This window comes from Thioalkalivibrio sp. ALR17-21 (genome assembly GCF_000420185.1).
Lineage (GTDB): Bacteria > Pseudomonadota > Gammaproteobacteria > Ectothiorhodospirales > Ectothiorhodospiraceae > Thioalkalivibrio > Thioalkalivibrio halophilus.
Genome location: NZ_ATUL01000009.1, coordinates 35,322 through 59,956 on the forward strand (window position 1 = coordinate 35,322; position 24,635 = coordinate 59,956).

The window sequence follows — 24,635 nt, forward strand, 5'->3', positions numbered from 1 at the left end:
ATGACCAGTCTAGCCACGAACGAGGAGCGAGCGCCATGGCTGAACATCGTCGGCGTGGGCGCGGAGGGGCTCGCCGGGCTGGCCCCGGATGCCCGCATGGCGCTGGACACGGCGGCGACGGTGATCGGCGGCGCCAGGCATCTGGAGATGCTGCCGGAGCGGCCGGGGCAGGAGCGCCTGGTGTGGCCGTCGCCGCTGGAGACCGCGCTGGACTGGATCGAGGCGCGCGCCGGGCAGCCGCTGTGCGTGCTCGCCAGCGGCGACCCCTTCTGGTTCGGGGTGGGCGCGACCCTGATGCGGCGTTTTCCGGTCGCGCAGACCTGTGTCTGGCCGGCGCCCTCGGCGTTCAGCCTGGCCGCCGCGCGCATGGGCTGGCCGCTGCAGCAGACCCGCTGCCTGTCGGTGCACGGCCGGCCGATGGAGGCGCTGCGGCCCTGGCTGCATGACGGCGCGCGGCTGCTGATCCTGAGCCGCGACGGGGATACCCCGGCGGAACTGGCGCACTGGCTGACCGGACTCGGCTTCGGCGATTCCACCCTGACCGTACTGCAGTCGCTGGGCGCGGACCGCGAGGCGCTCGTCCGCGCGCGCGCCGGGGCCTGGCCGGAGGTCGCGATCGAGGCGCTGAACACCGTGGCGCTGGAATGCCGGGCCGATCCGGCGGCGCAGGTGCTGGCGGCCAGTGCCGGCCGGCCGGAGGCGCAGTTCGAGCAGGACGGACAGATTACCAAGCGCGAGGTGCGGGCGGTGGCGCTGGCCCTGCTGGCGCCCGGACGCGGCGAGCGGCTGTGGGACGTGGGCGCCGGCTCCGGAGCCATCGGCATCGAGTGGATGCTGGCGGATCCGGCCAACACCGCCGTGGCCATCGAGCCGCGCGCGGAGCGCCTGGAACGCATCGCGCGCAACGCGAGCACGCTGGGAGTACCGGCGCTGCGGTGCATCTACGGGCGGGCGCCGGAGGTACTGGAAGACCTGCCGCCACCCGACGCGATCTTCATCGGCGGCGGGCTGACCACGCCGGGGCTGCTGGAGCACTGCATCGACCAGCTGCGCCCGGGCGGGCGGCTGGTCGCCAGCAGCGTGACCGTGGAAGGGGACGCGGTGCTGGCGACGGCGCACGAGCGCCACGGCGGCGAGCTCACGCGGATCAACGTCAGCCGCGCGGAGCCGCTGGGCGGCATGGCCGGCTGGCAGCCGCTGCGGCCGGTGACCCTGTGGTCGCTGCGCCGGAGCTGAGGGAAACGCCGAGCGGGGCGCATGTCCGGGTGATCCCCGGCGTCGGCTTCGCCTCGACCTGCACGGCCGGCGAGCTGGAGGCGCTGGTCCGCGAGGTGCTGGCCGAGGCGCACGCCGGGTTGCGGGCGGGGGGCGGCGAGTCGATCGAGATCCGGCAGCTGGCGGCCTCGGCGCACAAGGGCGACAGCCCGGTACTGTGGACGGCCGCGCGCGACCTGGAGCTGGAGCCGGTGTTCGCGTCGGCGGCCGCGCTGGCCGCGCGCGACGCGGCCCTGTCCACGGACTCCTCGCGCTCGCGTGCCGCCGCCGGGGTCGGTTCGGTGGCGGAGGCGGCGGCGCTGGCGGTGGCCGGCGACGGGGCGCGCCTGCTGCTGCCGCGGCGGCTCTCCGCGCGGGCGAGCGGCGCGGTCGCGGTGCGCATGGTGAACGGGACGGACGAGCTTTTCGAGGAGGGGTGATGACGGTTCATTTTGTCGGAGCGGGGCCGGGTGCGGCCGATCTGCTGACCTTGCGCGGGCGCGATCGCATCGCGGCCTGCCCGGTATGCCTGTACGCCGGTTCGCTGGTGCCGGAGGCGGTGCTGGAGCATGCCCCGGAGGGGGCGCGCGTGGTCAACACCGCGCCGCTGACGCTGGACGCGATCATGGAGGAGATCGAACGCGCCCACGCGGCGGGCCAGGACGTGGCGCGCCTGCACTCCGGCGATCTTTCGGTCTACAGCGCGCTGGGCGAGCAGATCCGCCGGCTGGAGGCGGCCGGGATCGATTACAGCATCACGCCCGGCGTGCCGGCATTCTCCGCCGCCGCCGCCACCCTGGGGCGGGAACTGACGGTTCCGGAGGTGGCGCAGTCGGTGGTGCTGACGCGCACGCCGGGACGGGCGTCCTCCATGCCGGAGCGCGAACGGCTGGCGAGCTTTGCCGCCACCGGGGCGACCCTGGCGATCCACCTGTCGCTGCACAATATCGAGACCGTGGTCGAGGACCTGCGGCCGCACTATGGCTGCGACTGCCCGGTGGCGATCGTCTTCCGCGCCAGCTGGCCGGACGAGACCGTGGTGCGCGGTTCGCTGGGGAATATCGCGGAACGGGCGCAGGCCCTGACCACACGGCGCTCGGCGTTGATCCTGGTGGGCCCGGCGCTGGACCCGGGCGATTTCCGCGACAGCGCGCTGTACGACCCGGCGCATGTGCGCCGTTACCGCGGCATGGACGGGGACTGAGCGGCTCGTCCCCGGTCTTCCGCAGGCAGGAATGACTCCGGTGGGTGTTGTGGGGCACGGGGCTTTTCGCCTGCAAGCAGGTCCTACAAGTTCGCGACGATGTAGGAGCCTGCTTGCAGGCGAAGGTGGGGCTCCTGGTCAGGATAACGGAAAGGGGACCGCCGGGCGGCGGCCCCGGTTTCCGCGTTTTCCGCGTGGTTCAGCGGCGGCGGTAGTGGTCGTGGCAGGCGAGGCACTGGTGGCGTACGCCGTTCAGCGCCTCGGTGGCGCGTAGCTGAAAGGCCTTGTCCTCCAGGTCGTCGGCCGCCTCCACCTTGCTCTGCAGCCGCTCGGCGGCCTCGCGGTAGGACGCCTTGTAGTCCGCGAACTCCGGGTCCTCCCAGGCCGCGGGCAGGGCGCCGGGTTCGCCGGCCTGCGCCGGGGTCTCGCGCGCGAACCAGGTGTCGACGTCCGCGGCCCGCTGCGCCATCTCTTCGGCCAGCTCGGGCAGGCGCTCGGCGAACGGCGCGTCGTAGCGCAGGATCTGCTCGATGCTGCGGTAGGTGGCCGAGGTCCCCTGCATGCTCTGCTGACGGAAGCGCTGGAAGGCCTCGGTGGCGTCCACACCGGCCGGGTCGTCCAGGGTCTCCGCGTAGTCTTCGCCCCAGGGGCCCGGCATCGGCACGCTGATCTCGTCTTCCGCGCCGGCGGTACCGGTCGCTGCGAGCAGCAGGACCAGCGACAGGCCGGCCGTCAGCGGCCGGCGCGTGGATGGCATCCGTTTCATGGCGATTTTCCCTGTTTGTTCAGAAGCGGAACTGGTGCTGCAGGTGCAGCTGCCAGTTCGAGGTGTCGGTGTCGCGGTCCAGCCACATGAGCTGGGTCTTCTGCCGCTGCCCCCGGTGGTACCAGTTGAGGCCGGCGCCCCATTCGCGCTGCCAGCGCTCGTCCCCGTCCAGATCGTCGCCGGCGTCGTGGCGCAGTACCGCGTGGCGGGCGGCGAGCTCGAGGCCCTCCAGCGGCAGCGACTGCGCCAGTTCCAGCTCGGCTCCCAGGTCGTGGTAGCTCGCGGTGCGGTCGGGGGAAACATCGCGGCGGTAGGCCGCCAGCGACAGCGAGGTATGGCCGAACTTGACCACCGCGTCGGCGGTGGCGGTGACCCAGTCGGCGCGCTGACGGTCGACCGTGTCTTCCTGCCCGCGGCTCCAGTCGCGCAGGTGGTTGCGGCTGGCGGCCTGCAGGCCGGCGCCCAGGGCCACGGTGCGCTCCACGGCCCGGCCCACCGTGGTGTTGTCGCGCGGGACCGACCCCACCGGGGCCCAGGCGCCGCGGGCGCTGAACAGGTGTCCGGAGGTGGAGGGCCGGTCGTCGCGCTGATCGAGACGGCCGCGGCCATCGAATATCCCGACCGCCCAGGCGCGGTCGTCGCCCGCGCCGCCCAGCAGGGCGAGGCCGGTGTCGCGTCCGGCCGGAATCTCGAACTGGTTGCCGGCGATGCTCAGTTCGGTAAACAGGCGGTTGGGACCGCCGATGTCCCGCGCCAGACCGAAGGGCACGGTGAACTGGCCCGCCCGCAGGCCCAGGTGTTCGCCCGGGCTGTATTCCAGCCAGATGTCACGCATGGACACCTCGCCGTTGCTGAAATCCGGCTGCAGGCGAAAGCTCAGTTCGGGGTGAAACAGGGTGCCCGAGGTGTCCAGCCAGGCGCGCCGGAAATCGAATTCGCTGCTGGAGTTGTCCGGATCATGTTCGTAGCTGTAGCGGCCCAGGATCAGCGGGTCCAGGGTGACCTGCAGGTCGTCCTCCGCGTCGCCGAATTCGAAACCGGCCTGCGCCGGCGCGATGCCCGTGGCCGTCACCAGGCACAGGGTAGCCAGGGCCGGCACGGCAGGCCGCCCCGGTCGGAGATGGATAGCTTTCATTGTTGTGATGCTCCCTTGGGGAGACACTGATTGCATCGCACGCCCGCGTTGGTACCTCCTGTTTTCCGAGACAAGGCGCGTCGTGCAGCGGGTAGTGGTTCTACCCGCAAGCGGCGCAACGCAGGACCGGGGAACATGAGGCACCAACCCCGAAGGGGCTCGGCCGCTTTTGCGCGCGCACGGCGTTGCGGCTCCCTTGTGCAGAATGACTGCACGGCGGTCACCGCGCCTTGTTCGCACGCAAAAGCGACTCGAGCGCGGGCGTGCGATGCAATCAGTGTCTCCCCGGGCGCGCGACCCCGCACGCCGTGGATGAAACGACGCCGGCAGTCGGGCAAGGGAGCAGGGGGAAGGGGGCGGACACGCCGGCCCCGTCCCGCTCGGCCGCCCGCCGCGGCGTCGGGTTTCCTCCAGGCCGGTCTCCGGACTCGCGAAGGGGGTGCAGGGCATCCCGGGCGGATCGCCTTCCCGCGGGCATCCCGTGGATGCGCCGCAGTGGCACTGGATCCGCCTGTCTCCGCCTACCGTTGCGGGGGCAGTGCCGGCATTGCGAACGTTCATTCACGCACCGGCTTCCCGATTATCCCCGGCGTTACAACGCCGGGGCACCTGAAGGCGAGCGGACTCTAACCGGGGGGAGGCGTCGCTGCAAATCGCCGACAGGTTGATCCGTGTCAACTTTAAGCGGGATTACGCTGCCAGGGGCCCTTCTACAGCAAACACTTCTTTTAGACTGAGTCCACGCATTCTCTTCCGCGCCCCGGCAGGGGATGTGTCCGCCAAAATAAAAAGGAGTGCACCATGCAGAACAACCGCATCTTCCGTGGCCTGCTGCTGTCGGCCTGTACTGCGGTGGCCCTGGGGCTGTCCGCCCCCGCGTTCGCCGGTGACTACGACGAATACCGTGACATGTTCGAGCCGCTGCCGGCCCTGCCGCCGATCCCGGCCGACAATTCCCTGACCGACGAGAAAGTGGAGCTGGGCAAGTTCCTGTTCTTCGAGCCGCGGATCTCCAGCTCGGGCGTGATCTCCTGCGCCACCTGCCACAACCCGGCGCTGGGCTGGGGCGACCGCATCCCGCGCGCGGTCGGCCACGACGGCCAGGTCGGCGAGCGCAACAGTCCGACGGTGCTGAACTCCGGCTTCTTCGAGGCCCAGTTCTGGGACGGCCGCGAAGATGACCTGGAAGGCCAGGCCCTGGGTCCGATCCAGGACGCCGTGGAAATGGCGATGCCGCTGGAAGAGGCGATCGCGCGCCTGGAGGAGTTCCCCGAGTACATCGAGATGTTCGACGCGGCGTACCCGGACTATGACGGCGACAACGTCGTGAACACCGATCACGTGGCCAAGGCCCTGGCTTCGTTCCAGCGCACCCTGAATACGCCGAACTCCGATCTGGACCGCTGGCTGGTGGGTGACGAGGATGCGATGACCGAGCAGCAGAAGCGCGGCATGGCCCTGTTCGCGGACAACGGCTGCGTGGCCTGTCATCGCGGCCCGGCGCTGACCGACTCGAATTTCCACCGGATCCAGGTGCCCGGCTCCGAGGACAAGGGGCGCTATCTGGTGACCGGGGAGGAACGCGACAAGTACGCCTTCAAGACCCCGACGTTGCGCAACGTGGCCCTGACCTACCCCTACATGAACAATGGCGAGACGGAAACGCTCAAGGAAGCCATTGAGATCATGGGTCAGGAGATGCTGGACACCGACTTCACGGAAGACGAGCTGGAAGACATCGAGGCGTTCATGCACGCCCTGACCGGCGAGATGCCTGATATCACCATCCCGGCCCTGCCGTGATGCACGGGGGGTCGCGCAGCGCCTGAGCGTTGATGCGAATCCCTGCATCGAAGCCCCCTCCATGCGTGGAGGGGGCTTTTTTGTGCGTTATGGAGCCCGTGTGGCCGTAACGGTTATTCGACGGTGATGGTGATCTCTTCGGAGACCAGTGGGGGATCGAAGCTGATATGGCGGTAGTCCATGAACAGGAGCTGAAGGGTGTGAGTCCCGGGCTCCAGTTCGATTTCCCCTTCGGTCTGGCCACCTCCGAAGTGGTGCTTGTGATCGGTGAATGGCAGGGAGGCGTCGAGATCAACCTCGTCCAGTGGTTTGTTCACGAGCAGGTGATGATGACCGGTGTCGTCGGCCTCCACACCAGCCGGAGCGATGCCCATGCCACGCAGGCCCATCTGGACGTGTACCGGGCCTTCCACGGTGTCACCGTCCTGCGGGCTGATGAAATAGACCTCGGCATCCTCCGGGGCGGCGATACGTTCGAGGTCGGCAAGGGCCCCGGAGGCCAGGGCCAGTCCGCCGGCCAGGAGGGCCAGGCTGGATACTCGGGGAAACGGGAAGCTTCTCATGGCAGTTCCTTGGATCCGCATTCGGGTCTGCTGGGGGTTCCATTCGAGTGTAGTCCATGAAAGGCGTATGGGGTCGGGTCGTTCTGCTACCCTAGGCGGCCCTTTTGACTACCGGAAGCGAGTGTTCGCGCATGGCCTTTCGTACCCGTTTTGCCCCCAGCCCGACCGGTTATCTGCACATCGGCGGTGCCCGCACCGCGCTGTTCTCCTGGCTGTACGCCCGTCACCACGGTGGCGAATTCGTGCTGCGCATCGAGGACACCGATCTCGAACGCAGCAGCGCGGAATCGGTGAATGCGATCCTCGAGGGCATGAACTGGCTGGGGCTGACCTATGACCACGGCCCGTTCTACCAGACCGAGCATTTCGACCGGTACCGCGAGGTGATCGACCAGCTGCTGGCCTCCGGCCACGCCTATCGCTGCTATTGCACGAAGGAAGAGCTGGACGTGATGCGCGAGGAGCAGAAGGCGCGCAAGGAAAAGCCTCGCTACGATGGCCGCTGCCGTGCGCGTACCGAACCGCGCGAGGGCGTGGATCCGGTGATCCGTTTCCGCACCCCGGACGAGGGCGCGACCGTCGTTGATGACATGGTGCGCGGCAAGGTAGCGTTCCAGAACAGCGAACTGGATGACCTGATCATTGCCCGCTCCGATGGTTCGCCGACTTACAACCTCACGGTGGTGGTGGACGACATGGACATGGGCATCAGCCATGTGGTGCGTGGCGATGACCACCTGAACAATACCCCGCGTCAGATCAATATCCTCAAGGCCCTGGGTGTGGAGCCGCCGCGCTACGGCCACCTGCCGATGATCATGGGCCCGGACGGCGCCAAGCTGTCCAAGCGCCACGGGGCGGTGTCGGTGATGCAGTTCCGCGAGGAGGGCTACCTGCCCGAGGCGCTGCTGAACTATCTGGTGCGTCTGGGCTGGGCCCACGGGGACCAGGAGATCTTTTCGCTGGACGAGCTGGTGCGGCTGTTCGATATCGAGGACGTCAATCAGTCGGCCTCGGCCATCAACCCCGACAAGCTGCTGTGGCTGAATCAGCACTACATCAAGAGCCTTGACCCCGACCATGTGGCGCTGGAGCTGGGCTGGCACCTGGGCCAGCTGGGCGTGGACCCCGCCGAGGGGCCGGAACTGCGGCAGGTGGTGCTGGCGCAGCGGGAGCGGGCGCGTACGCTGCGCGAGATGGCCGAGAACAGCGTGTATTTCTATCGCGCCTTTGAGGAATACGATCCGAAGGCCGAACGCAAGCAGTTGACGCCGGAGGCCCGCGAGGTACTGCAAACCCTGCACGACGGCTTCAGTGCCCTGGGCGCCTGGGACAAGGAGGCACTGCACGAGGTGGTGCAGCATACGGCCGAACGCCTCGACCTCAAGCTCGGGAAGGTTGCTCAGCCATTGCGTGTGGCGCTGACGGGCGGTACTGTATCGCCTCCGATCGACGACACGCTCGTACTGATCGGGCGCGAGCGCTCGCTGGAACGGATCGAGCGGGCCATCGCGAAGATTTCCGCGCAAGCGGGTTGACAGAAAAAAGGGGTGTGGCTACATTACGCACCTCGCCGGTTACGGGGCCATAGCTCAGCTGGGAGAGCGCCTGCATGGCATGCAGGAGGTCGGCGGTTCGATCCCGCCTGGCTCCACCATTACGGCGAATGGCAGGATCAGCGATGCATCGTTTTGGAATGATCTCCATCTACGTTGGGCTGGTTTTGTCGATTGTGGGATTGTTCGGCGGTTTCGGGTTGATGTTTGCCGGTGAGCAGACATGGTCCAAGCCACTGGTCGCAATGGTCCCGCTGGGGTTCCTGCTGGTTTTCAACGGTGTGGTGACAACCATCCTGCATCGTCCGAAAGGCAGCCGCGGAAGTGAAAGGCCGCAAGGACCTCCTGACTAGTTTGCAACATGACGTTGCCTCTGCGTCCCCATCGTCTAGAGGCCTAGGACACTGCCCTTTCACGGCAGCGACCGGGGTTCGAATCCCCGTGGGGACGCCATATTCCGGAGGCCCGGATCCAGTACCGCTGGATCCGGGCCTTTTTCGTTCTGGTCCGGAATCGGAATCAGCCGCCGAAGATCTTTTTCTTCCAGCGCGACAGCCAGCTCCCTTCCAGGATCGGTCGGACATAGGGGACATAGTCGAGGTCATCGCGCTTGATGTGGTTCATCAGCCACAGGCCCAGATCCGAGCGGATCTTGCGTGCCACGCCGAACGTGTCGTGCCCCTGCTCCAGTTCCCCGCGCAGCTTCTCGATGCGTGCGGCAAAGGCCTCGTGCACCTTGCGGTGGGCATCCAGGGCCGGGTAACCGGCCTTCTCCATCAGGCCCTCTTCGAACACCAGGTGGGACGAGGTGTAGTCGAGAAGACCGTCCACCACCTCGCGCACTTCCTGTTCGTTCTCGGTGGCGATCGCATGTTCGGTCTGCTGCAGGTATTCGAAGATCCGCTTGTGCTGTTCGTCGATCACATCCAGGCCGAGTTCCAGATTGGAGCTCCAGTTGAGGCTGGTCATGGGGAACACCCTTTCCGATAGTGGAGATATAACCCTCTACCGTGTAACAGAATGAGCCGGGTTGCGCATCGCAGACGGGATCCGGACCGCTTCTTTGTTGATCCGTGTCAATTGAAGGGGCGGCGGATGGGAAGGGCGAAAAAAAGAAGCCCGGCCGGAAGCCGGGCTCAAAGTACTGAAACAACCGTGTGACGGAGGGAGTCGGTTGTCTCGGTGTACCGGTCGGGGACCGGGTCAACACCATGCAGTGGCCACATCGTGACCGGGGTTACGGAAACACCCGGGGAGGGTTTTTCGTCACCACTCGTTAGCTGTGACGGGATAACCGGAGAGAGGTTCCGGTTGCGGGTGCGACATGCGATACAGTTCACGGTTTCTCTGGCGGTGAATCAATACGGAACGACGGACATGCGCGGACTGGAACAGATCCCCTGGCTCTACGATGGCTTCATGGTGCTGGCCGATGCGCTGGGCCTGCGTCGCTGGCGGACACGCCTGGTATCCGGGGCCCGGGGACGGATCCTGGAGGTCGGTTGCGGAACCGGGCGCAATCTGCCGCTGTATCCGCAGGCGGCGGAAGTCATTGGCGTGGAGCCGGACTTCCTCGCGCTGCGGAGTGCGCGGCGTCGCGCTCCCGATGTCCCGCTGGTGGTGGCCCGCGCCGAGGCCCTGCCGTTCGTCGAGGGGCAGTTCGATGCGGTGGTATCCGGGCTGGTGTTCTGTTCGGTGCAGGATCCGCCGGTTGCTCTGGGCGAGGTGCGCCGGGTCCTGCGGGCAGACGGGGAACTGCGGATGCTGGAGCACGTGCGGCATACACGGCCGATGCTCGCCCGCATGCAGGACCGGGTGCAGCCGGCCTGGACCTGCGTGGCGGGGGGCTGTCATCCCAACCGGGATACCGAGGCGAGCGTGGAGGCGGCAGGGTTTGCCATCGATCCGCAGGATCGGGTCGCGCGGGGCGTGATGCGGCGGTTCACGGCGCGCCCGGTGGCAGAGGCAAAGATGGCCGGAGACGAGGCTCAAGGATGACCGGGACCTGCCGTTAGCGCCGGTGCGGGCGGTTTGTGTATTCGGAAGTGCCCGCCAATGCGAAGGAGGTGCCCATGGATGTCAATGCAGCGGTTTCTCAATCCGTGCAGCTGCAGCAGGCAAACCTGATGCAGCAGAAGGATATCGCGGTGATGAATCGTGCCATGGAGGCCGAAGAGGCTGCGGTGACGCAGTTGATCGAAGGCATGCCCGAAGCTTCGGGGAATGCCGGTGTGCAGGCGACGGCCGGCGCGGCAGAGGCGTTGCCCGACAACGTCGGTACGCTGGTCAACACCACGGCCTGAAGGCAGTCTCGGAGACTCGGCTCGGGTCTCCGAATTTTCCCGGGCGGTTGCTGCGGGCAGCTACTGCCGCTGCGCTTCGAATTCGATGATCAGTTCCACCGTGTCCCCCACGATGTCCCGGATCAGCCCGTAGTCCATGCCGAAGTCGCTGCGCTGGAATTCGCCCCGCATCGAGGCGCCCAGCACGTAGGGGCGAGAGAAGATGCCGCCCAGCGGAAACGGGTAGCGTCCGACCTTGTTGATGGTTACGTCCAGGGTGATCGGCCGGGTTTCGCCCAGTAGTTCCAGATCACCGGTCAGCTGCCCGCTGTCCTCCCCGGTGGGTTCGTAGTCCGTGGCGGTGAAGCGCATCTCCGGATGGTTTTCCACGTCGAGGAAGTCATCGCTGCGCAGATGATCGTCGCGTTCCTCGTGGTTGGAGAACACGCTGTCGGTCTGTACCACGAAGTACCCTTCTCCCAGGTCGCCCGTGTCCGGATCGAACATGAAGGCCCCCTCGGCCTCGAGGAACATGCCGAGCACCCGGGCGTATCCGGCATGATCCACCAGAAACCCGACCGCGAAGTGCTCGGGGTCGATCTCCCATTCGTCCATCGCCAGGCTGGCGCCGGGCAGCACCGATGCCAGGCTCAGCAGGGCCGTCGCGGCCAGGGTGCGGAATCGGTGGCTCATGGGGTTTCCTCCGGGGGCTGGGGATGTGAACCGGGTCTGTTCCGATACAGATAGACGATATCGGTGGCGAATGAAACCGTGAGCATGGCCAGCGCCAGGACCGCGGCGGCGATGGCGACTGACGTCGGAACCGCCGGGGCGAGGGCGACCAGCAGGGCCGGGGTCTGCAGCACGCATACCGCCTGGCGGCGCCGGCTGGGTGGCAGCTCCGCGCGCAGCCAGGGCAGAACGCGCCCGGCCAGCACGAACAGATAGCGCATGGCCCCGATCGCCAGCACCCAGGGGCCAGCGGGTCCGGGCTGCCACGCAAGCACGGACAGCGCGAGGATGAGTGCCGCGTCCAGCTCCATGTCGAAACGCGCGCCGAAGGCCGACTCGGTACCGCTGCGTCGTGCCACCGCTCCGTCCACTCCGTCCAGCAACAGCACCAGCAGGGCGAGGGTCACGACCCAGGCCGGCAGCCAGTAAACGGGCAGGTCGACCGTTGGTATCAGGGCCAGCAGTGCGACCCCGCCAACCGGGGCGGCCAGGGCTGCGCGCACCAGGGTCACGCGGTTGCCGGGGCCCGGGATCCCGGACAGACCGTCCGCATGCGCGGCCCCCCGGACCAGCAGGGCCCACAGCAGCCCCCACAGGAAAGCGGTCGCCAGCAGCAGCGCGGGACCGATCGGTGTCAGGGTTGCGACGCCGATGGCAAGCAGTCCGGCGAGCGCCAGGTCGGCGGACCGGAGCGGCTTTCGCAGGGCGGCGGAGACGGACATCGGCGACCTTTCCTCGGTGGGATTGCGGCGGGTGGTGGAGACTCGGCACACTGCGGATTCCACATCTTCGGGAGCATGGCGCAGTGTCCCTCTGGTCGCGAAAGCCCGCATGAACCGCGCACGAGCCTTCTGGATTACAGCGCCCGGCGAGGGCGAGATCCGCGACATGGAACTGCCGCCTCCGTCCCCCGGGGAATGCCGGGTGCGAGCGCGTTATGGCGCGATCTCGCGCGGTACCGAGTCGCTGGTGTTCCGGGGCCGGGTGCCGCCGGATCAGTACGCCGCGATGCGGGCACCGCTGCAGGAAGGGGACTTCCCGGCACCGGTGAAATACGGCTACATCAGCGCAGGCGTGGTCGAGTCCGGCGGGCGTGCCGGCGAACGGGTCTTCTGCCTGCACCCGCACCAGGACCGTTACAACGCGCCGGATTCCATGCTGGTGCCGATCCCGGATGCGGTCCCGGACGCGCGCGCGGTACTGGCGGCGAACATGGAAACGGCCGTGAACATCGTGTGGGACGCCGGGGTGGGTCCCGGCGACCGGGTGGCGGTGATCGGTGCGGGCGTGGTCGGGTTCCTGTGCGCCTGGCTGATCCGTGCGATCCCGGGCGCCCGGGTGGATCTGATTGACCCCGAGCCCGCGCGGGCGGAACCGGCGCGGGCGCTGGGGCTGACCCTGCACACACCGGCGGCGGCCCGCGAGACCCTGCCGGCCGCGTCGCGCGATGCGGTGATCCATTGCAGCGGTCAGGGCGACGGGCTGGTGCAGGCGCTGGAGCTGGCGGGCACCGAGGCCCGGGTGGTGGAGGCCAGCTGGTATGGCGATGCGCCGGTCAGCCTGCCGCTGGGCGCCGGGTTCCATTCGCGGCGTCTGGAGCTGCGCAGCAGCCAGGTGGGCCGTATCCCGCCGGCACGCGCCGCGCGCTGGGATTACCACCGGCGTCTGGCGCTGGCGCTGGAGCTGCTCGCCGATCCGGCGCTGGAGGTCCTGATCAGCGGCGAGGATCGTTTCGAGGATCTGCCGCGGGTGATGCCGCGGGTAGCCGGGCCCGAGGCCGCCACGACACTGTGCCATCGCATCCGTTATCCCGATCCCGACCCCGTGTGGGTCTAAGGAGCGACTTCTGTATGTACAGCCTGAACGTCCGCGACCACTTCATGATTGCCCACAGCTTCGCCGGCGAGGTGTTCGGTCCCGCGCAGAACCTGCACGGCGCCACCTACGTGGTGGACGTGACCTTCCGCCGGGCCGAGCTGGATGACGATGGTCTGGTGGTCGACATCGGCCGGGCCGGCGAGGTGCTGCGCAGCATCCTGGCCGAACTGAACTACCAGAACCTGGACGACCGACCCGAGTTCGAGGGGCAGAACACCACGACCGAATTTCTCGCCCGGGCGATTCACGGACGCATCGCCACCGCCATCCACGAGGAGCGTCTCGGCGCTTCCGCACGGGGCCTGGACGCGGTCTGCGTGACCCTGCACGAATCCCACGTGGCCTGGGCCGCCTACGAGGCGGCTCCTTGAGCGAGGCCGCCGATCTGCGCCTGCTGGTTCCCGGGGCGCTGGATCAGCCCACCGGTGGCTACCGATTCGATGCGCGCATGCTGGCGGGCCTGCGCGAGCGCGGCTGGAAGACGGCAGTCGACGAGCTTCAGGGCGACTTCCCCGGACCTTCCGCGGACGCTGCGGCGGCGCTGGATGCGGCCCTGGCGGCGGCCCCCGACGGCCAGCGGGTGCTGGTCGACGGCCTCGCGGGCGGCGCCTTCCCCGAGGTGCTCGAGCGCCACGCGCAGCGGCTGCGTCTGCTCGCGCTGGTGCATCACCCGCTCGGGCTGGAGACCGGCCTGGAACCCGCGCGCAGCCGCGAGCTCCTCGCGCTGGAGCGGGCCGGGTTGCGAAGCAGCCGCGGGATCGTCACCACCAGCGCGTATACCGCCGACGTGCTGGCCGGATGGGGAATCGAGCGTCCGCGCCTGCGGGTGGTCCCGCCCGGTGTGGAACGTCAGGCGGCGGCATCGGGGCCCGGTCCCGGGGAGCCGCCCTGCCTGCTGGCGGTGGGGGCCCTGATCCCGCGCAAGGGGCAGCACCACCTGATCGCTGCGCTGGCCGGACTGACGGATCGCGCCTGGCATCTGGTGCTGGCCGGGCCGGCAGATCGTGACCCGGTATTCGTGCGTCGCCTGCGCCAGCAGATCGAGGATCACGGTCTGCGGGACCGGGTCACCGTCACCGGAACCTGCGACGAGGCCGGCCTGGACGCCTGGTTCGACGGCGCGTCGCTGTTCGTCCTGCCCAGCGCATACGAGGGTTTCGGCATGGTGTACACCGAGGCCATGGCACGTGGCCTGCCGGTGATCGCCACCACCGGTGGTGCGATCCCGTACACCGTGCCGGCCGCCGCGGGTGCCCGCCTGCCGCCGGGCGACGTCCCGGCGTTGCGCGCCGCGCTGACGGATTATCTGGAGCGCCCGGAGGCCTGGCTTGCCGCCGGGGCCGCCGGCCGGCGGGCCGCGCGGCAGATGCCCGACTGGCCCCGGGCGGTCGTCGCGATGGATCGGGCGCTGCGCGAGCTGACGCCGTGAGCGAGCACTTCGATCGCGAGTGGCTGGGCCTGCGCGAGCCCGTGGATCATGCGGCGCGCCCGGCGTCCCTGGCCGACGCGCTCGCGGAGTGGGTGGTGCGGGTTCGGGGAGCGAACGAGGCACCGCTGCGGGTGCTGGATCTGGGCGCCGGCAGCGGTTCGAACCTGCGCTGGCTCGCTCCGCGGCTGCCGGACCCGCAGGTCTGGACCCTGGTGGATCATGATGCCTCCCTGCTGGACGCGGCCCGCCGCGACGCCGGCGGCGAACGCGTGGAACACCTGCGGGTGGAGGACTTCGCTGCCGCGCCTCCGGCCTTGCCGGGCGCGGCGCCCGCCCCGCTGCTGGTGACCGGCGCGGCGCTGCTGGATCTGGTCTCGGCCCGGTGGCTGGATGCACTGGTCGCTGCCTGTGCCGCGCGCGGGGCCGCGGTCCTGTTCGCGCTGAGCTACGACGGCCGGATCGAATGGTCGCAGCCGGACCCGGAGGATGCGGCCCTGCTGGCGGCGGTCAATCGCCACTAGGGCACCGACAAGGGTTTCGGGCCGGCGCTGGGGCCGGGGGCGGCGATGCACCTGGAGCGAGCGCTGGAGCGTCATGGTTATCGCGTGGAGGCGGCCGCCTCACCGTGGGAGCTGGATGCGGCCAGGCCGGCGCTGGTGCGGGCCCTGATCGACGGCTGGGCCGAAGCGGCGGCTGCCATGGAGCCGACACGGGCCGGGGACTTTCGGGCCTGGGCCGGGCGGCGCCGGGCTGCAGTGATCGGCGACGGCTGCCGCCTGCGCGTCGGGCATCGGGACGTTCTGGGGTTGCCCCCGGCCCCGGGCCGGGGCTCGGGCTCGGGGGTGGCTGCCGGGTGACGCCGCTCAGAAATTCTCGGTGGAGGTGAACAGGCCGACGCGCAGGTCACTGGCCTCGTAGATCGTGCGGCCGTCCACCTGCACCGTGCCGTCGCCGATTCCCAGCACCAGCTTGCGCGAGATCACCCGCTTCATCTCCACGTGGTAGGTGACCTTTTCTGCGGTCGGCAGGACCTGGCCGGTGAACTTCACCTCGCCCACGCCCAGCGCGCGTCCGCGCCCCGGGTTGCCCAGCCATGCCAGATAGAACCCCACCAGCTGCCACATCGCGTCCAGCCCGAGGCAGCCGGGCATCACCGGATCGCCCGGGAAGTGGCAGGCGAAGAACCACTGATCGGGGTGGATGTCCAGCTCGGCCACCATCTCGCCCTTGCCGAACTGCCCGCCGTCGCTGTTGATCTCCGTGACCCGGTCCATCATCAGCATGTTGGGCACCGGCAGCTGAGCATTGCCCGGGCCGAACATGTTGCCGTAGCCGCAGGCCAGGAGTTCGTCGCGATCGTACTGATTCTTCTGCATTGAAAGATGCTCGGGGGAAAAGCCCGGTATTGGACCGAAACCGGCGGGCAAAAGCAATTCCCGCCGCGTTGCACGGCGGCGGGAAAAGGCCGGTTCAGGCGTCGGCCGGGTAGCGCAGCAACTCCGCAAGGGTAAAGAAACGGTCCCCGCGCAGATAGCCGGCCTGGACTTCCGGGACCAGGGTGCCGGGGCGCCCCCGGGCGTCGCGTTCGGCCACCCACTCGGCGGGCAGGGTGTCCAGGATGTGGGCGCTGGCCAGGCGCCCGTCCTCCAGATGGCTGGCATGGACCTGGCCGTTGCCCCGGTGACGAAAGGCCGGAATCCAGCCCGCGGTGAAGCCGGTGTCCAGCCATTCCGGTTCCTCGCGGGTGGTCACCGACGGGCCGGACAGGAGATCGAGATCAAGCATCGCGGATCCTCCGAAGATTTACTCGGGGTATCGGCGCGGCCCCGCGGAACTTGAGGCCGGGACGATCGCCCTGCGTCGGTGGTGCGGGCGGCGAGCCGGGTACGGGTCGTGCATAATCGTGATCATCATACAGACCGCGAAACCGTTCCCGGGGACGCCGGCCTTCCGGTCGCTTCGGGTGCGGACCGAAAGGGGGAAGAGTGGCGGTTACCGTCCTGCTGTGGATCCTGGCGATCGTGATCGCCATCGGCGTGCTGGATCTTGCGCGACAACCGCTACGGCGTTTTCTCGTGGCGCTGGCGGGTGCGGTCGCACGGGGTGTGTGCGCCCTGCGACGCCAGGTCCTGCATCTGCGGGATGCGGTGCGCGACTGGCATGGGGGGCATCTGGAGCGCCTGGAGGCCGAACGCATCCATTCCGCGGTAGAGGCGCTGGAGCGTCGTTATGCCGAGATGGTCGGGCATGACCTCGCCCAGTTGCCGGCATTGCGGCAGCAGGCGCGCGACACGCTGCGCGTGCTGGACGAGGCCTATCAGCGCGACGAGCAGCGGCTGATCCAGGAGCCCGAATGGGTCGCGCGGCTGGAGGCCCTGGCCCGTGGTCCTTCCAGTGATACGCCGGAAAGCCGGCGCCTGGCGCAGGACATGGAGGATACCGTATTGCGGATTGCCCGCTCCGGGCTGGAGGAGCAGCGGCGTTCGGCCAGCGCGCTGCTGTCGGCCCGGCGACGCGCGGACAGTCCTTTGCGCGAGATGGTCGGCAGTCTGGAGCGGGTGCAGGAACGCCTGGCACGGCTCGAACGCCAGGGCGAGCGTCTGGACCGGGCACTGACCCGCTGCGAGGAGGTCCACCGTCCGGTCCGGCGCGCCCTCCCGGCCCATGCCCAGGCGGCGACCCAGTGGTTGATGGGGGCGGCCGGGCTGGCCCTGGCCGCGCTGGCTGTGGTGATCCACCAGCATGTGTTCGGCCCGGCGCTGGCCGGCATGTTCCCCGAGCCTTCGGATACCGGGATGCTCCTGGCACCGGGATCCGAATGGATGCTGTATTTGCTGCTGGGCATCGCGGTGCTGGCGGGGTGGATCCTGGCCGAGACCCGGGGCGTGACTCGCGTCCTGCCGCATGCGCTGATGGAGGGGGGCGGCTGGGCGCCGCGGGCGCTGGCCGGACTGTCCATCGCGGTGCTGGTGCTGGTGGCGGCGGTATCGGCGTTCACCGGGTTCCATCTCGACTGGCTGGTGTACCAGCACGAACTGGTGTCCCTGCTGCTGGAAGGCGAGGAGCGCGGCCTCCCGCCCGGCATCCGTCATGCCGAACAGCTGGTGGGGGCGGCGCTGGGGCTGCTGATTCCGCTGCTGCTGGCGCTGGTGCCGGTGTGGGTGGTGGGCTTTCTGCAGGCGACCCGCATCCTCGCCGGGGGTGTGCTGAGTGCCGGGCTCGGCGTGCTCGCGGGCATCCTGTACCTGGCGGCGGTAGGGGCCTGTCAACTGCGGCGTCTGCTGCCGGCGACCTTCGAGCTGATCATCTTCGTGCCGGCCGCCATCCGGCGCTGGCTGGCCGCACGCCGCAACGGGGCGTGAACCGTGTCACCGGAAGCCGGAGGGATGCGTGCACATTCGCCAACGCCTGCCTAGAATGATCCCTCTTCCGAAACATCGCCGCGCCCCGCTCGGGCGCGGCCAATGACGAGGCAAGGCATGGTGCGCAGGTTGCAGATCCGAAACGGGCTGGTGGTGCTGTCGCTGGCGGGGGCCCTGATGGTCGCAGGCACTGCGCCGGCTGCGGCGCAGACGCGATACGTCTCGGACAGTCTGGAGACGGCCGTTTACAGCAGTCCGCAGGGCGGGCGGATCGTCAGTTCGGTGGATGCCGGTGACCAGGTGCAGGTGCTGGAGGACGACGGCGGCTACAGCCGTATCCGTCTGCCCAGTGGCAACGAGGCATGGATCCTGACCCGCTACCTGCAGGACGAGCCGCATGCGCGCGAACGCCTCGCCGAGGTGGAAGAGGAACTGGCCGAGATCCGTTCCGGGGCCGACGACCAGGAAGGCCGCATCGCCGAACTGCTGGACGAGCGCAATGCACTGCAACGTGAAGTTGAAGAGCAGTCCGAACGCATGGCCGGCATGCAGGAAGAGCTCGAGGAGCTGCGCGATATTGCCGAACGGCCACAGGAAATCCAGCGGCGCAACGAGCGCCTGGAAGAGGAACTCCTGGAGACCCGCGAAGCCGCCGAGGACTACCGGCGTCAGGTCGAAGTGATGCGCGCCGACAGCGACCGGCGCTGGTTCATGACCGGGGCTGCAGTCGCCGTGGGCAGCGCGATCCTGGGGATCATCCTGACGCGGCTGCCGACCCGCCGCCGGCGCAGCGACTGGCTGAACTGACCCTCCGGCCGGGGGTGGGGTCTGTTGCGCTGTCGGGGTTGACCCGGTAGCCTTCCCGCTTCCGTGACGGGCGCCCGGCGGGCGCTCCCCGATCCCCTTTCAGGACCCCCGTCTGGATGCTGTTCGCGATTCTTTCAATCTTCGTGGTGGCGGCGCTGGCGCCCGTGGTGCATCGGGCGACCGGGCGCCACAGCGGCTGGGTTCTGGCCCTGCTGCCGGCGGCCCTGTTCGTTTATTTCGCGAGTTTCGTCCCGACTGTGGCGGCCGGCGAAACCGTGCGTCTGGCCTGGCAGTGGATGCCCGGGCTGGACGTCCAGTTCTCCTTCCTGATCGATGGCCTGTCGCTGATGTTCGCCCTGCTGATCGCGGGCATTGGCGTTTTCGTGGTCAGTTATGCCGGACGCTATCTGGAAGGCCACCGGGATCTCGGACGTTTCTATGTCCTGATCCTGTCGTTCATGGGCTCCATGCTGGGGCTGGTCCTGGCGGACAACATCATCCTGATGTTCATCTTCTGGGAGCTGACCAGCATCACCTCCTACCTGCTGATCGGCTTCAATCACGAGCAGCTGAAGGCGCGCAAGGCCGCCCTGCAGGGCCTGGTCGTGACCGTCGGCGGTGGCCTGGCCCTGCTGGCCGGATTGGTGCTGCTGGGCGTGGCCTCCGGGTCCTGGGAGCTTTCGGAGATCCTCGCCGGCGAGGATTCGCTGCACGAGCATGCGCTGTATCTGCCGCTGGTGATCCTGATCCTGCTGGGTACCTTCACCAAGTCGGCGCAGTTCCCGTTCCATTTCTGGCTGCCGAATGCGATGGCCGCGCCCACGCCGGTGTCGGCCTACCTGCATTCCGCCACCATGGTGAAGGCGGGCGTGTACCTGATGGCCCGCCTGAATCCGGAGCTGGGCGGCACCGAACTGTGGACCTGGACACTCGGCCTGTTTGGCGCGGTGACCATGTTCACCGGCGCCTGGATGGCCATCCAGAGCACCGAGATCAAGAAGCTGCTGGCCTACTCCACGGTGATGGCGCTGGGCACGCTGACGATGCTGATCGGCATCGATTCGCCCTACGCCGCGATGGCCGGCGCGACTTTCCTTCTGGCGCACTCGCTGTACAAGGGCGCGCTGTTCATGCTCGCCGGTTCCATCGACCACGGCACCGGCGAGAAGGAAGTCCCGAACATGGGCGGGCTGCGCCGCGCGATGCCACTGACCGCCGCCTTCTCGGTGATTGCCGCGCTGTCGCTGGCCGGGCTGCCGCCGCTGTTCGGTTTCGTCGGCAAGGAGCTGATGCTCGAGGCGGCGCTGGGTGCGCCGGACGCGCTGGGCGTGGTCCTGCCGCTGCTGGCGGTGGCTTCGGCGATCCTGGTGGTGGCCGTGGCCGCCATCGTCGGCCTGCGGCCGTTCTTCGGCGCACGCCCGGAGTACGCGCGCACGCCGCATGAATCGCCCGGTGCGATGCTCGCCGGTCCGGCGGTGCTGGCCACCCTGGGCCTGATCTTCGGCATCTTCCCGGCCCTGGCGCAGCCGCTGGTGGTGGCCACGGCCACCTCCATCCACGGCGCCGATCCGGAGATGCAGCTCAAGCTGTGGCACGGCATCAACCTGCCGCTGGGCCTGTCCCTGCTGAGTCTCGCCGCGGGTCTGGTCATCTATCGCTTCTGGGATTCGGTGCGCGCCGGGATCGGCCGGGTCATGGCGCCGGCGTTCCGGGTTGCGCCGGAGCGCGGCTACGATCGTTTCATGGACGGGCTGGTGTGGTTCTCGGCGTTCCAGACCCGCGTTCTGCAGAACGGCTACCTGCGCACCTACGTGATGGTGACCATGCTGACCACCGTGGCCCTGGTGCTGGCGACCTTCGCCACCCTGGGCGGGCTTGAGATCACGGTCAGTTTCGCCGACATCCTGGTCCACGAGTGGGTGATCGCCGCGCTGGTGGCGCTGGCGGCGCTGTTCGTGGCGACCACCAACTCGCGTCTGGCGGCGGTGGCCTCGCTGGGCATCATCGGTTTCGGTGTGTCGCTGATCTACGTGTTCTTCAGCGCGCCGGACCTGGGCATCACCCAGGTCCTGGTGGAGACCCTGACCGTGATCCTGCTGGTGCTGGTGCTGTTCCGCCTGCCCGGGTTCCTGAAGTTCTCCAATCCGCTGACGCGGGTGCGTGACGTGATCGCCTCGCTGGTGGTGGGCGTGACCATGACCGCGGTCCTGATGGCCACCCTGGGCGTGCAGTACTTCCCGGCGATCTCCGAATACCACATCGCCGAGTCCGAGCCGTCGGCCTACGGGCGCAACATCGTCAACGTGATCCTGGTCGACTTCCGCGCCCTGGATACCCTGGGCGAGCTGTTCGTGCTCGCGCTGGCGGCGGTGGGCGTGTACGCGATGATCAAGTTCCGCGCGGAGGACCGCAAGTCATGATGGCCGGCTCGCTCATCCTGCAGACGGGGACGCGGCTGCTGCTGCCACTGCTGCTGCTGTTCTCGGTGTTCCTGCTGCTGCGTGGCCATGACGAGCCGGGCGGCGGGTTCATCGCCGGTCTGGTGGCGGCGATGGCGTTCGCGCTGTACATGTTCGCCTTCGATGTCTATAAGGCGCGCGCCATCCTGCGCATCGACCCGCGCAACATGCTGGGCATCGGTCTGCTGCTGGCGACCGTGTCGGGAGTGCCCGCGCTGTTGCAGGGGCGTGCCTATCTGACCTCGCTGTGGTGGGACGTGGAGGTCCCGCTGTTCGGCGAGCTCAAGCTCTCCACCCCGCTGGTGTTCGACATCGGCGTGTACCTCGTGGTGATCGGCACCGTGCTGACCATCGTCCTGGCCCTGGCGGAGGCGGAAGAATGACTGCGGAACCCCTGCTCGCGATCCTGGTGGGCGTGCTGTTTGCCACGGCCACCTACCTGATGTTGCGGCGCAGCCTGGTCAAGCTGGTGATCGGCCTGATCCTGCTGTCCAACGCCGCCAACCTGCTGATCTTTGCCACCTCGGGGCTGACCCGGGGTGCGCCGCCGCTGATCCCCGAAGGCATGCTCACGCCCGAAGGGCCGGTGGCCGACCCGTTGCCGCAGGCCCTGATCCTCACCGCGATCGTCATCAGCTTCGGTGTGCTCGCCTTTGCGGTGGTGCTGATCCATCGCGCCTATGAGGTCGTGGGTGCAGATGACCTGGACGAAATGAAGGATACGGACACGTGAGGATCGAGGTCGCCCTTCCGGTCATCATCCCCCTGTTTTTCGGGGCCCTCGCGCTTGCCTTCTGGCAATGGCGCGGGGTCCAGCGCGCGGTGGGCGTGCTGGGCAGCGCGGCGCTGACCGCGTCCGGTATCTGGCTGCTGGTCGCGGTGTGGAATGATGGCGTCCTGGCCATGCACATGGGGAGCTGGCAGGCGCCGTTCGGCATCGTGCTGGCGGCCGATCTGCTGAGCGCGACCATGGTCCTGCTCACCGGGGTGATGGGGCTGATCGTGGCCCTGTACTCGCTGGTGTCGATGACGCCGGATCACGAGCGCTTCGGCTACCACCCGCTGCTGCAGCTGCTGCTGGCCGGGGTGGCAGGGGCCTTCCTGACCGGGGACATCTTCAACCTGTATGTGTGGATCGAGGTCCTGCTGGTCGCGTCCTTCGCCCTGCTGATCCTGGGCGGGGAACGCGCACAGATGGAGGGGGCGATCAAGTACGTCACCCTCAATCTCATCTCCTCGCTGATTCTGCTGGCGGCGGTCGGCCTGACCTACGGCATGTTCGGTACCCTGAACATGGCGGATCTTGCCGCGAAGATGGGCGAGGCCGAGAATACCGGGCTGGTAACCGTGGTCGGCGTACTGTTCATGGTCGCCTTCGCCATCAAGGCCGCAGCCTTCCCGCTGTTCTTCTGGCTGCCGGCCTCCTACCACACCCCGCCGGTGGCGATCTCCGCGATCTTCGCCGCACTGCTGACCAAGGTCGGGGTGTATGCGCTGATCCGCTTCTTCACCCTGATGTTCACCGAGGCCCCGGAGGTCACCCAGACCATCCTGCTCTGGGGTTCCGGCTTCACCATGCTGGTAGGCGTGCTGGGCGCGGCGGCGCAGTTCGAGTTCCGCCGCATCCTGGCCTTCCACAGTGTCAGCCAGATCGGCTACATCATCATGGGGCTGGCGCTGCATACGCCGCTGGCGCTCGCCGGATCGCTGTTGTTCATCATCCATCACAGCGTGGTCAAGACCAACCTGTTCCTGATCAGCGGGATCTCCTATTTCGCCCGCGGGACGCACGAGCTGAAGGACCTGGGTGGCCTGTACCGTACCCACCCCGGGCTGTCGGTGCTGTTCCTGATCTCGGCCCTGTCGCTGGCCGGCCTGCCGCCACTGTCCGGCTTCCTGGTCAAGCTGATGCTGGTGCGCGCCGGTCTGGAGATCGAAGCCTACTGGATCGTGGGCATCGCCCTGCTGACCGGCCTGCTGACGTTCTACTCGATGGTGAAGATCTGGGCCGAGGCGTTCTGGAAGGCCGATCCACGTGGCGAGGAGGCCCCCGCCAACGGGGCCGCCTGGCCCGGCCGCGGCGGCCTGTGGCTGCTGTACGGTCCGGTGGCGGCGCTGGCGGCGCTGGCGGTGCTGATGGGCGTGGCGGCCGAGCCGTTCCTGCAGCTGTCGATCGCAGCGGGTGAGCAGATGCTGGATGTGGATGCCTATGTCGAGGCGATTCTGGGGGCCGACGCGCGATGAACCTGCTCGCACTCAACCTGCTGCTGGCGGTGGCCTGGATGATGCTGACCGGCAGCTTCACGGCCAACAGCCTGCTTGCCGGGCTGGTTTTCAGCTATCTGGCGCTGTGGGTCGCGTTCAACCGCAAGGCGGATCACAGCAGCTTCTTCTGGAAGGTGCCGAAAGTGATCTCGTTTATCGGCTTCTTCATCTATGATCTGGTCAAGGCCAACCTGGTAGTGGCCTGGGACGTGCTCACGCCCACCCATTTGATGAAGCCCGGCGTGATCGCATTCCCGCTGCGCGCCCATACCGATGCCCAGATCACCGTGCTGGCCAACCTGATCTCGGTGACACCGGGCACCCTCAGCCTGGATGTCTCCACCGATCGCAAGGTGCTGTACATTCATGCGATGTATCTGCAGGACGAGGACAAGCTGAGGCGCGAACTGCAGGACCTGGAAAGCCGCGTGATGGAGCTGATCGACTGATGCCGATTCTCGACTGGGCCGTGACCGCGACCTTCGTGATCCTCAGCCTGGCGCTGGTGATCATCTTCATCCGTCTGATCAAGGGACCGAGCCTGCCCGACCGGGTGGTGGCGCTGGAGCTGATCGCATCGTTGACGGTCGGGTTCATCGCGACCCATGCGGTGGCCACGCGCATGGCCAACTTCCTCGACGTGGCCGTGGTCCTGGCACTCACCGCGTTCCTCGCCGCGGTGGGCTTCGCGCGTTATCTGGAAAAGGGAGGGGAGCGTAGTGATGATTGAACTGCTCACCGCGTTCCTGTTGCTGCTGGGTTCGTTGCTGATGCTGCTGGCTGCCCTGGGCGCCCTGCGCATGCCGGACCTGCTGACGCGCATGCACGCGACGACCAAGGCGGGTGCTCTGGGGGGCGGGACCATGGTGGTAGCCGTCGCCGTGTTTTTCGATGATGGTGCGGTAACCGCGCGGGCGCTGGCGATCGTGGTGTTCATCATCCTCACCGCGCCGGTGGCCGCGCACCTGATCGGTCGCGCCGGGTATTTCGTCGGCATCCCGCTGTGGGAAGGCACCCTCAAGGACGAACTGAAGAATCGCTACGATCCCGAGACCCATACCCTTGCCTCGGAGGATTCCGAGGCCTCGTCCGGCTCCACCGAAAAACGCGACCACGACTGACTTCCCGCTCCCCGCAGGA

At 68.1% G+C, this 24,635-nt stretch carries 28 protein-coding genes, 2 tRNA genes, 1 pseudogene and 1 riboswitch; of the genes and pseudogenes, 23 read left to right on the forward strand and 8 right to left on the reverse strand.

What is annotated here, in order from left to right; genetic code table 11:
- The 3 genes from G020_RS0106555 to cobM are packed head-to-tail and all read left to right on the forward strand — an operon-like array spanning window position 1 to window position 2,458.
- Window positions 1-1,236, forward strand: coding sequence for a bifunctional cobalt-precorrin-7 (C(5))-methyltransferase/cobalt-precorrin-6B (C(15))-methyltransferase (locus tag G020_RS0106555; RefSeq protein WP_024329033.1), 1,236 nt, complete (start codon window positions 1-3; stop codon window positions 1,234-1,236).
- A gap of 29 nt (window positions 1,237-1,265) precedes the next feature.
- Window positions 1,266-1,694 carry a cobalamin biosynthesis protein gene (locus G020_RS0106560; RefSeq protein ID WP_024329034.1) on the forward strand — a complete coding sequence of 143 codons (429 nt, stop codon included), beginning with the start codon at window positions 1,266-1,268 and terminating at the stop codon, window positions 1,692-1,694.
- Entirely contained in the window at window positions 1,694-2,458 is a 765-nt protein-coding gene (cobM, locus tag G020_RS0106565; protein WP_018946976.1) for a precorrin-4 C(11)-methyltransferase, read from the forward strand. Before G020_RS0106560 ends, cobM begins: the two co-directional genes overlap by 1 nt.
- Before the next feature lie 199 nt (window positions 2,459-2,657).
- Here cobM and G020_RS0106570 read toward each other — a convergent pair whose 3' ends face one another.
- Window positions 2,658-3,224 carry a cytochrome c gene (locus G020_RS0106570; RefSeq protein WP_024329035.1) on the reverse strand — a complete coding sequence of 189 codons (567 nt, stop codon included), beginning with the start codon at window positions 3,222-3,224 and terminating at the stop codon, window positions 2,658-2,660.
- Window positions 3,225-3,243: 19 nt separating this feature from the next.
- On the reverse strand, window positions 3,244-4,359 hold the full coding sequence (locus tag G020_RS0106575) for a porin (RefSeq protein WP_024329036.1): 1,116 nt from the start codon (window positions 4,357-4,359) through the stop codon (window positions 3,244-3,246).
- A gap of 395 nt (window positions 4,360-4,754) precedes the next feature.
- Window positions 4,755-4,987: riboswitch (cobalamin riboswitch) on the reverse strand.
- Window positions 4,988-5,160: 173 nt separating this feature from the next.
- On the opposite strand from G020_RS0106575, the gene G020_RS0106580 reads away from it, so the two are divergent.
- On the forward strand, window positions 5,161-6,162 hold the full coding sequence (locus tag G020_RS0106580) for a cytochrome-c peroxidase (protein WP_018946979.1): 1,002 nt from the start codon (window positions 5,161-5,163) through the stop codon (window positions 6,160-6,162).
- 113 nt (window positions 6,163-6,275) lie between these two features.
- Here the strand turns inward: G020_RS0106580 and G020_RS0106585 are convergent, their stop codons facing one another.
- A complete protein-coding gene (locus G020_RS0106585; protein ID WP_018946980.1) occupies window positions 6,276-6,725 on the reverse strand; it encodes a DUF4399 domain-containing protein in 450 nt (149 codons plus the stop codon).
- Window positions 6,726-6,856: 131 nt separating this feature from the next.
- Between G020_RS0106585 and gltX the strand changes: the two genes are divergently transcribed.
- From gltX to G020_RS0106605, 4 genes are all read left to right on the forward strand, one after another.
- Entirely contained in the window at window positions 6,857-8,263 is a 1,407-nt protein-coding gene (gltX, locus tag G020_RS0106590) for a glutamate--tRNA ligase (RefSeq protein WP_024329037.1), read from the forward strand.
- Window positions 8,264-8,306: 43 nt separating this feature from the next.
- A tRNA-Ala gene (locus G020_RS0106595) sits at window positions 8,307-8,382 on the forward strand.
- Between the two features lie 24 nt (window positions 8,383-8,406).
- Window positions 8,407-8,634, forward strand: a complete 228-nt coding sequence (locus G020_RS0106600) for a hypothetical protein (RefSeq protein ID WP_024329038.1) — start codon at window positions 8,407-8,409, stop codon at window positions 8,632-8,634.
- Window positions 8,635-8,658: 24 nt separating this feature from the next.
- Window positions 8,659-8,734 (forward strand) — tRNA-Glu (locus tag G020_RS0106605).
- Between the two features lie 66 nt (window positions 8,735-8,800).
- Here G020_RS0106605 and G020_RS0106610 read toward each other — a convergent pair.
- Window positions 8,801-9,250 (reverse strand): bacteriohemerythrin, encoded by a 450-nt coding sequence (locus G020_RS0106610; RefSeq protein ID WP_018946982.1) that lies wholly within the window; start codon window positions 9,248-9,250, stop codon window positions 8,801-8,803.
- 408 nt (window positions 9,251-9,658) lie between these two features.
- On the opposite strand from G020_RS0106610, the gene G020_RS0106615 reads away from it, so the two are divergent.
- Together G020_RS0106615 and G020_RS0106620 are read left to right on the forward strand one after the other, a co-directional pair.
- Window positions 9,659-10,279 (forward strand): class I SAM-dependent methyltransferase, encoded by a 621-nt coding sequence (locus G020_RS0106615; RefSeq protein ID WP_024329039.1) that lies wholly within the window; start codon window positions 9,659-9,661, stop codon window positions 10,277-10,279.
- A 74-nt stretch (window positions 10,280-10,353) separates the two neighbouring features.
- Window positions 10,354-10,584, forward strand: a complete 231-nt coding sequence (locus G020_RS0106620) for a putative motility protein (RefSeq protein ID WP_024329040.1) — start codon at window positions 10,354-10,356, stop codon at window positions 10,582-10,584.
- A 60-nt stretch (window positions 10,585-10,644) separates the two neighbouring features.
- Here the strand turns inward: G020_RS0106620 and G020_RS0106625 are convergent, their stop codons facing one another.
- Window positions 10,645-11,256: a YceI family protein gene (locus G020_RS0106625; RefSeq protein ID WP_024329041.1), complete on the reverse strand. Its 612-nt coding sequence runs from the start codon at window positions 11,254-11,256 to the stop codon at window positions 10,645-10,647.
- Window positions 11,253-12,017, reverse strand: coding sequence for a CDP-alcohol phosphatidyltransferase family protein (locus tag G020_RS0106630; RefSeq protein WP_024329042.1), 765 nt, complete (start codon window positions 12,015-12,017; stop codon window positions 11,253-11,255). Before G020_RS0106630 ends, G020_RS0106625 begins: the two co-directional genes overlap by 4 nt.
- Window positions 12,018-12,126: 109 nt before the next feature.
- Here G020_RS0106630 and G020_RS0106635 point away from each other — a divergent pair, with 109 nt between their 5' ends.
- The 4 genes and pseudogenes from G020_RS0106635 to G020_RS14660 all read left to right on the forward strand — a co-directional run bounded on the left by G020_RS0106635 (window position 12,127) and on the right by G020_RS14660 (window position 15,459).
- Complete coding sequence (locus tag G020_RS0106635; protein WP_024329043.1) at window positions 12,127-13,131, forward strand: zinc-binding alcohol dehydrogenase; 1,005 nt, start codon at window positions 12,127-12,129, stop codon at window positions 13,129-13,131.
- A gap of 14 nt (window positions 13,132-13,145) precedes the next feature.
- Complete coding sequence (locus G020_RS0106640; RefSeq protein ID WP_018870196.1) at window positions 13,146-13,544, forward strand: 6-carboxytetrahydropterin synthase; 399 nt, start codon at window positions 13,146-13,148, stop codon at window positions 13,542-13,544.
- Window positions 13,541-14,602, forward strand: a complete 1,062-nt coding sequence (locus tag G020_RS0106645) for a glycosyltransferase family 4 protein (protein ID WP_024329044.1) — start codon at window positions 13,541-13,543, stop codon at window positions 14,600-14,602. The genes G020_RS0106640 and G020_RS0106645 overlap by 4 nt, the downstream gene beginning before the upstream one ends.
- Window positions 14,599-15,459: pseudogene (locus G020_RS14660) on the forward strand (class I SAM-dependent methyltransferase). The gene G020_RS0106645 and the pseudogene G020_RS14660 overlap by 4 nt, the downstream one beginning before the upstream one ends.
- Window positions 15,460-15,465: 6 nt before the next feature.
- On the opposite strand, the gene fabA reads toward G020_RS14660, so the two are convergent.
- Window positions 15,466-15,978, reverse strand: a complete 513-nt coding sequence (gene fabA, locus G020_RS0106655; RefSeq protein WP_024329045.1) for a 3-hydroxyacyl-[acyl-carrier-protein] dehydratase FabA — start codon at window positions 15,976-15,978, stop codon at window positions 15,466-15,468.
- A 94-nt stretch (window positions 15,979-16,072) separates the two neighbouring features.
- Window positions 16,073-16,387 (reverse strand): hypothetical protein, encoded by a 315-nt coding sequence (locus G020_RS0106660; RefSeq protein WP_024329046.1) that lies wholly within the window; start codon window positions 16,385-16,387, stop codon window positions 16,073-16,075.
- A gap of 200 nt (window positions 16,388-16,587) precedes the next feature.
- Here G020_RS0106660 and G020_RS0106665 point away from each other — a divergent pair, with 200 nt between their 5' ends.
- The 9 genes from G020_RS0106665 to mnhG all read left to right on the forward strand — a co-directional run bounded on the left by G020_RS0106665 (window position 16,588) and on the right by mnhG (window position 24,616).
- Entirely contained in the window at window positions 16,588-17,964 is a 1,377-nt protein-coding gene (locus tag G020_RS0106665; protein ID WP_081647395.1) for a hypothetical protein, read from the forward strand.
- Window positions 17,965-18,081: 117 nt separating this feature from the next.
- Entirely contained in the window at window positions 18,082-18,771 is a 690-nt protein-coding gene (locus tag G020_RS0106670) for a TIGR04211 family SH3 domain-containing protein (RefSeq protein ID WP_018946992.1), read from the forward strand.
- Between the two features lie 116 nt (window positions 18,772-18,887).
- On the forward strand, window positions 18,888-21,191 hold the full coding sequence (locus G020_RS0106675) for a putative monovalent cation/H+ antiporter subunit A (protein WP_024329048.1): 2,304 nt from the start codon (window positions 18,888-18,890) through the stop codon (window positions 21,189-21,191).
- Window positions 21,188-21,613: a Na+/H+ antiporter subunit B gene (locus G020_RS0106680; RefSeq protein WP_018946994.1), complete on the forward strand. Its 426-nt coding sequence runs from the start codon at window positions 21,188-21,190 to the stop codon at window positions 21,611-21,613. Before G020_RS0106675 ends, G020_RS0106680 begins: the two co-directional genes overlap by 4 nt.
- The gene (locus G020_RS0106685) at window positions 21,610-21,963 is read left to right on the forward strand and encodes a Na+/H+ antiporter subunit C (RefSeq protein WP_018946995.1); all 354 of its coding nucleotides are present in this window, start codon (window positions 21,610-21,612) and stop codon (window positions 21,961-21,963) included. The genes G020_RS0106680 and G020_RS0106685 overlap by 4 nt, the downstream gene beginning before the upstream one ends.
- Entirely contained in the window at window positions 21,960-23,474 is a 1,515-nt protein-coding gene (locus G020_RS0106690) for a Na+/H+ antiporter subunit D (protein WP_024329049.1), read from the forward strand. The genes G020_RS0106685 and G020_RS0106690 overlap by 4 nt, the downstream gene beginning before the upstream one ends.
- The gene (locus tag G020_RS0106695) at window positions 23,471-23,944 is read left to right on the forward strand and encodes a Na+/H+ antiporter subunit E (protein ID WP_018946997.1); all 474 of its coding nucleotides are present in this window, start codon (window positions 23,471-23,473) and stop codon (window positions 23,942-23,944) included. The genes G020_RS0106690 and G020_RS0106695 overlap by 4 nt, the downstream gene beginning before the upstream one ends.
- Window positions 23,944-24,225, forward strand: coding sequence for a monovalent cation/H+ antiporter complex subunit F (locus tag G020_RS0106700; protein WP_018946998.1), 282 nt, complete (start codon window positions 23,944-23,946; stop codon window positions 24,223-24,225). The genes G020_RS0106695 and G020_RS0106700 overlap by 1 nt, the downstream gene beginning before the upstream one ends.
- Window positions 24,218-24,616 carry a monovalent cation/H(+) antiporter subunit G gene (gene mnhG / locus G020_RS0106705; protein WP_018946999.1) on the forward strand — a complete coding sequence of 133 codons (399 nt, stop codon included), beginning with the start codon at window positions 24,218-24,220 and terminating at the stop codon, window positions 24,614-24,616. Before G020_RS0106700 ends, mnhG begins: the two co-directional genes overlap by 8 nt.
- Window positions 24,617-24,635: the final 19 nt, after the last annotated feature.

Excerpts from the sequence above, each read along its gene's own strand:
- G020_RS0106580 (WP_018946979.1), top strand. The coding sequence starts at position 5,161 with ATGCAGAACAACCGCATCTTCCGTGGCCTGCTGCTGTCGGCCTGTACT.
- G020_RS0106685 (WP_018946995.1), top strand. The coding sequence starts at position 21,610 with ATGACTGCGGAACCCCTGCTCGCGATCCTGGTGGGCGTGCTGTTTGCC.
- G020_RS0106615 (WP_024329039.1), top strand. The coding sequence starts at position 9,659 with ATGCGCGGACTGGAACAGATCCCCTGGCTCTACGATGGCTTCATGGTG.
- G020_RS0106680 (WP_018946994.1), top strand. The coding sequence starts at position 21,188 with ATGATGGCCGGCTCGCTCATCCTGCAGACGGGGACGCGGCTGCTGCTG.
- G020_RS0106600 (WP_024329038.1), top strand. The coding sequence starts at position 8,407 with ATGCATCGTTTTGGAATGATCTCCATCTACGTTGGGCTGGTTTTGTCG.
- G020_RS0106630 (WP_024329042.1), bottom strand. The coding sequence starts at position 12,017 with ATGTCCGTCTCCGCCGCCCTGCGAAAGCCGCTCCGGTCCGCCGACCTG.
- G020_RS0106610 (WP_018946982.1), bottom strand. The coding sequence starts at position 9,250 with ATGACCAGCCTCAACTGGAGCTCCAATCTGGAACTCGGCCTGGATGTG.
- fabA (WP_024329045.1), bottom strand. The coding sequence starts at position 15,978 with ATGCAGAAGAATCAGTACGATCGCGACGAACTCCTGGCCTGCGGCTAC.
- G020_RS0106575 (WP_024329036.1), bottom strand. The coding sequence starts at position 4,359 with ATGAAAGCTATCCATCTCCGACCGGGGCGGCCTGCCGTGCCGGCCCTG.
- G020_RS0106660 (WP_024329046.1), bottom strand. The coding sequence starts at position 16,387 with ATGCTTGATCTCGATCTCCTGTCCGGCCCGTCGGTGACCACCCGCGAG.
- G020_RS0106670 (WP_018946992.1), top strand. The coding sequence starts at position 18,082 with ATGGTGCGCAGGTTGCAGATCCGAAACGGGCTGGTGGTGCTGTCGCTG.
- G020_RS0106625 (WP_024329041.1), bottom strand. The coding sequence starts at position 11,256 with ATGAGCCACCGATTCCGCACCCTGGCCGCGACGGCCCTGCTGAGCCTG.
- G020_RS0106570 (WP_024329035.1), bottom strand. The coding sequence starts at position 3,224 with ATGAAACGGATGCCATCCACGCGCCGGCCGCTGACGGCCGGCCTGTCG.
- G020_RS0106635 (WP_024329043.1), top strand. The coding sequence starts at position 12,127 with ATGAACCGCGCACGAGCCTTCTGGATTACAGCGCCCGGCGAGGGCGAG.
- G020_RS0106640 (WP_018870196.1), top strand. The coding sequence starts at position 13,146 with ATGTACAGCCTGAACGTCCGCGACCACTTCATGATTGCCCACAGCTTC.
- G020_RS0106695 (WP_018946997.1), top strand. The coding sequence starts at position 23,471 with ATGAACCTGCTCGCACTCAACCTGCTGCTGGCGGTGGCCTGGATGATG.
- mnhG (WP_018946999.1), top strand. The coding sequence starts at position 24,218 with ATGATTGAACTGCTCACCGCGTTCCTGTTGCTGCTGGGTTCGTTGCTG.
- G020_RS0106555 (WP_024329033.1), top strand. The coding sequence starts at position 1 with ATGACCAGTCTAGCCACGAACGAGGAGCGAGCGCCATGGCTGAACATC.
- gltX (WP_024329037.1), top strand. The coding sequence starts at position 6,857 with ATGGCCTTTCGTACCCGTTTTGCCCCCAGCCCGACCGGTTATCTGCAC.
- G020_RS0106675 (WP_024329048.1), top strand. The coding sequence starts at position 18,888 with ATGCTGTTCGCGATTCTTTCAATCTTCGTGGTGGCGGCGCTGGCGCCC.
- G020_RS0106700 (WP_018946998.1), top strand. The coding sequence starts at position 23,944 with ATGCCGATTCTCGACTGGGCCGTGACCGCGACCTTCGTGATCCTCAGC.
- G020_RS0106620 (WP_024329040.1), top strand. The coding sequence starts at position 10,354 with ATGGATGTCAATGCAGCGGTTTCTCAATCCGTGCAGCTGCAGCAGGCA.
- G020_RS0106585 (WP_018946980.1), bottom strand. The coding sequence starts at position 6,725 with ATGAGAAGCTTCCCGTTTCCCCGAGTATCCAGCCTGGCCCTCCTGGCC.
- cobM (WP_018946976.1), top strand. The coding sequence starts at position 1,694 with ATGACGGTTCATTTTGTCGGAGCGGGGCCGGGTGCGGCCGATCTGCTG.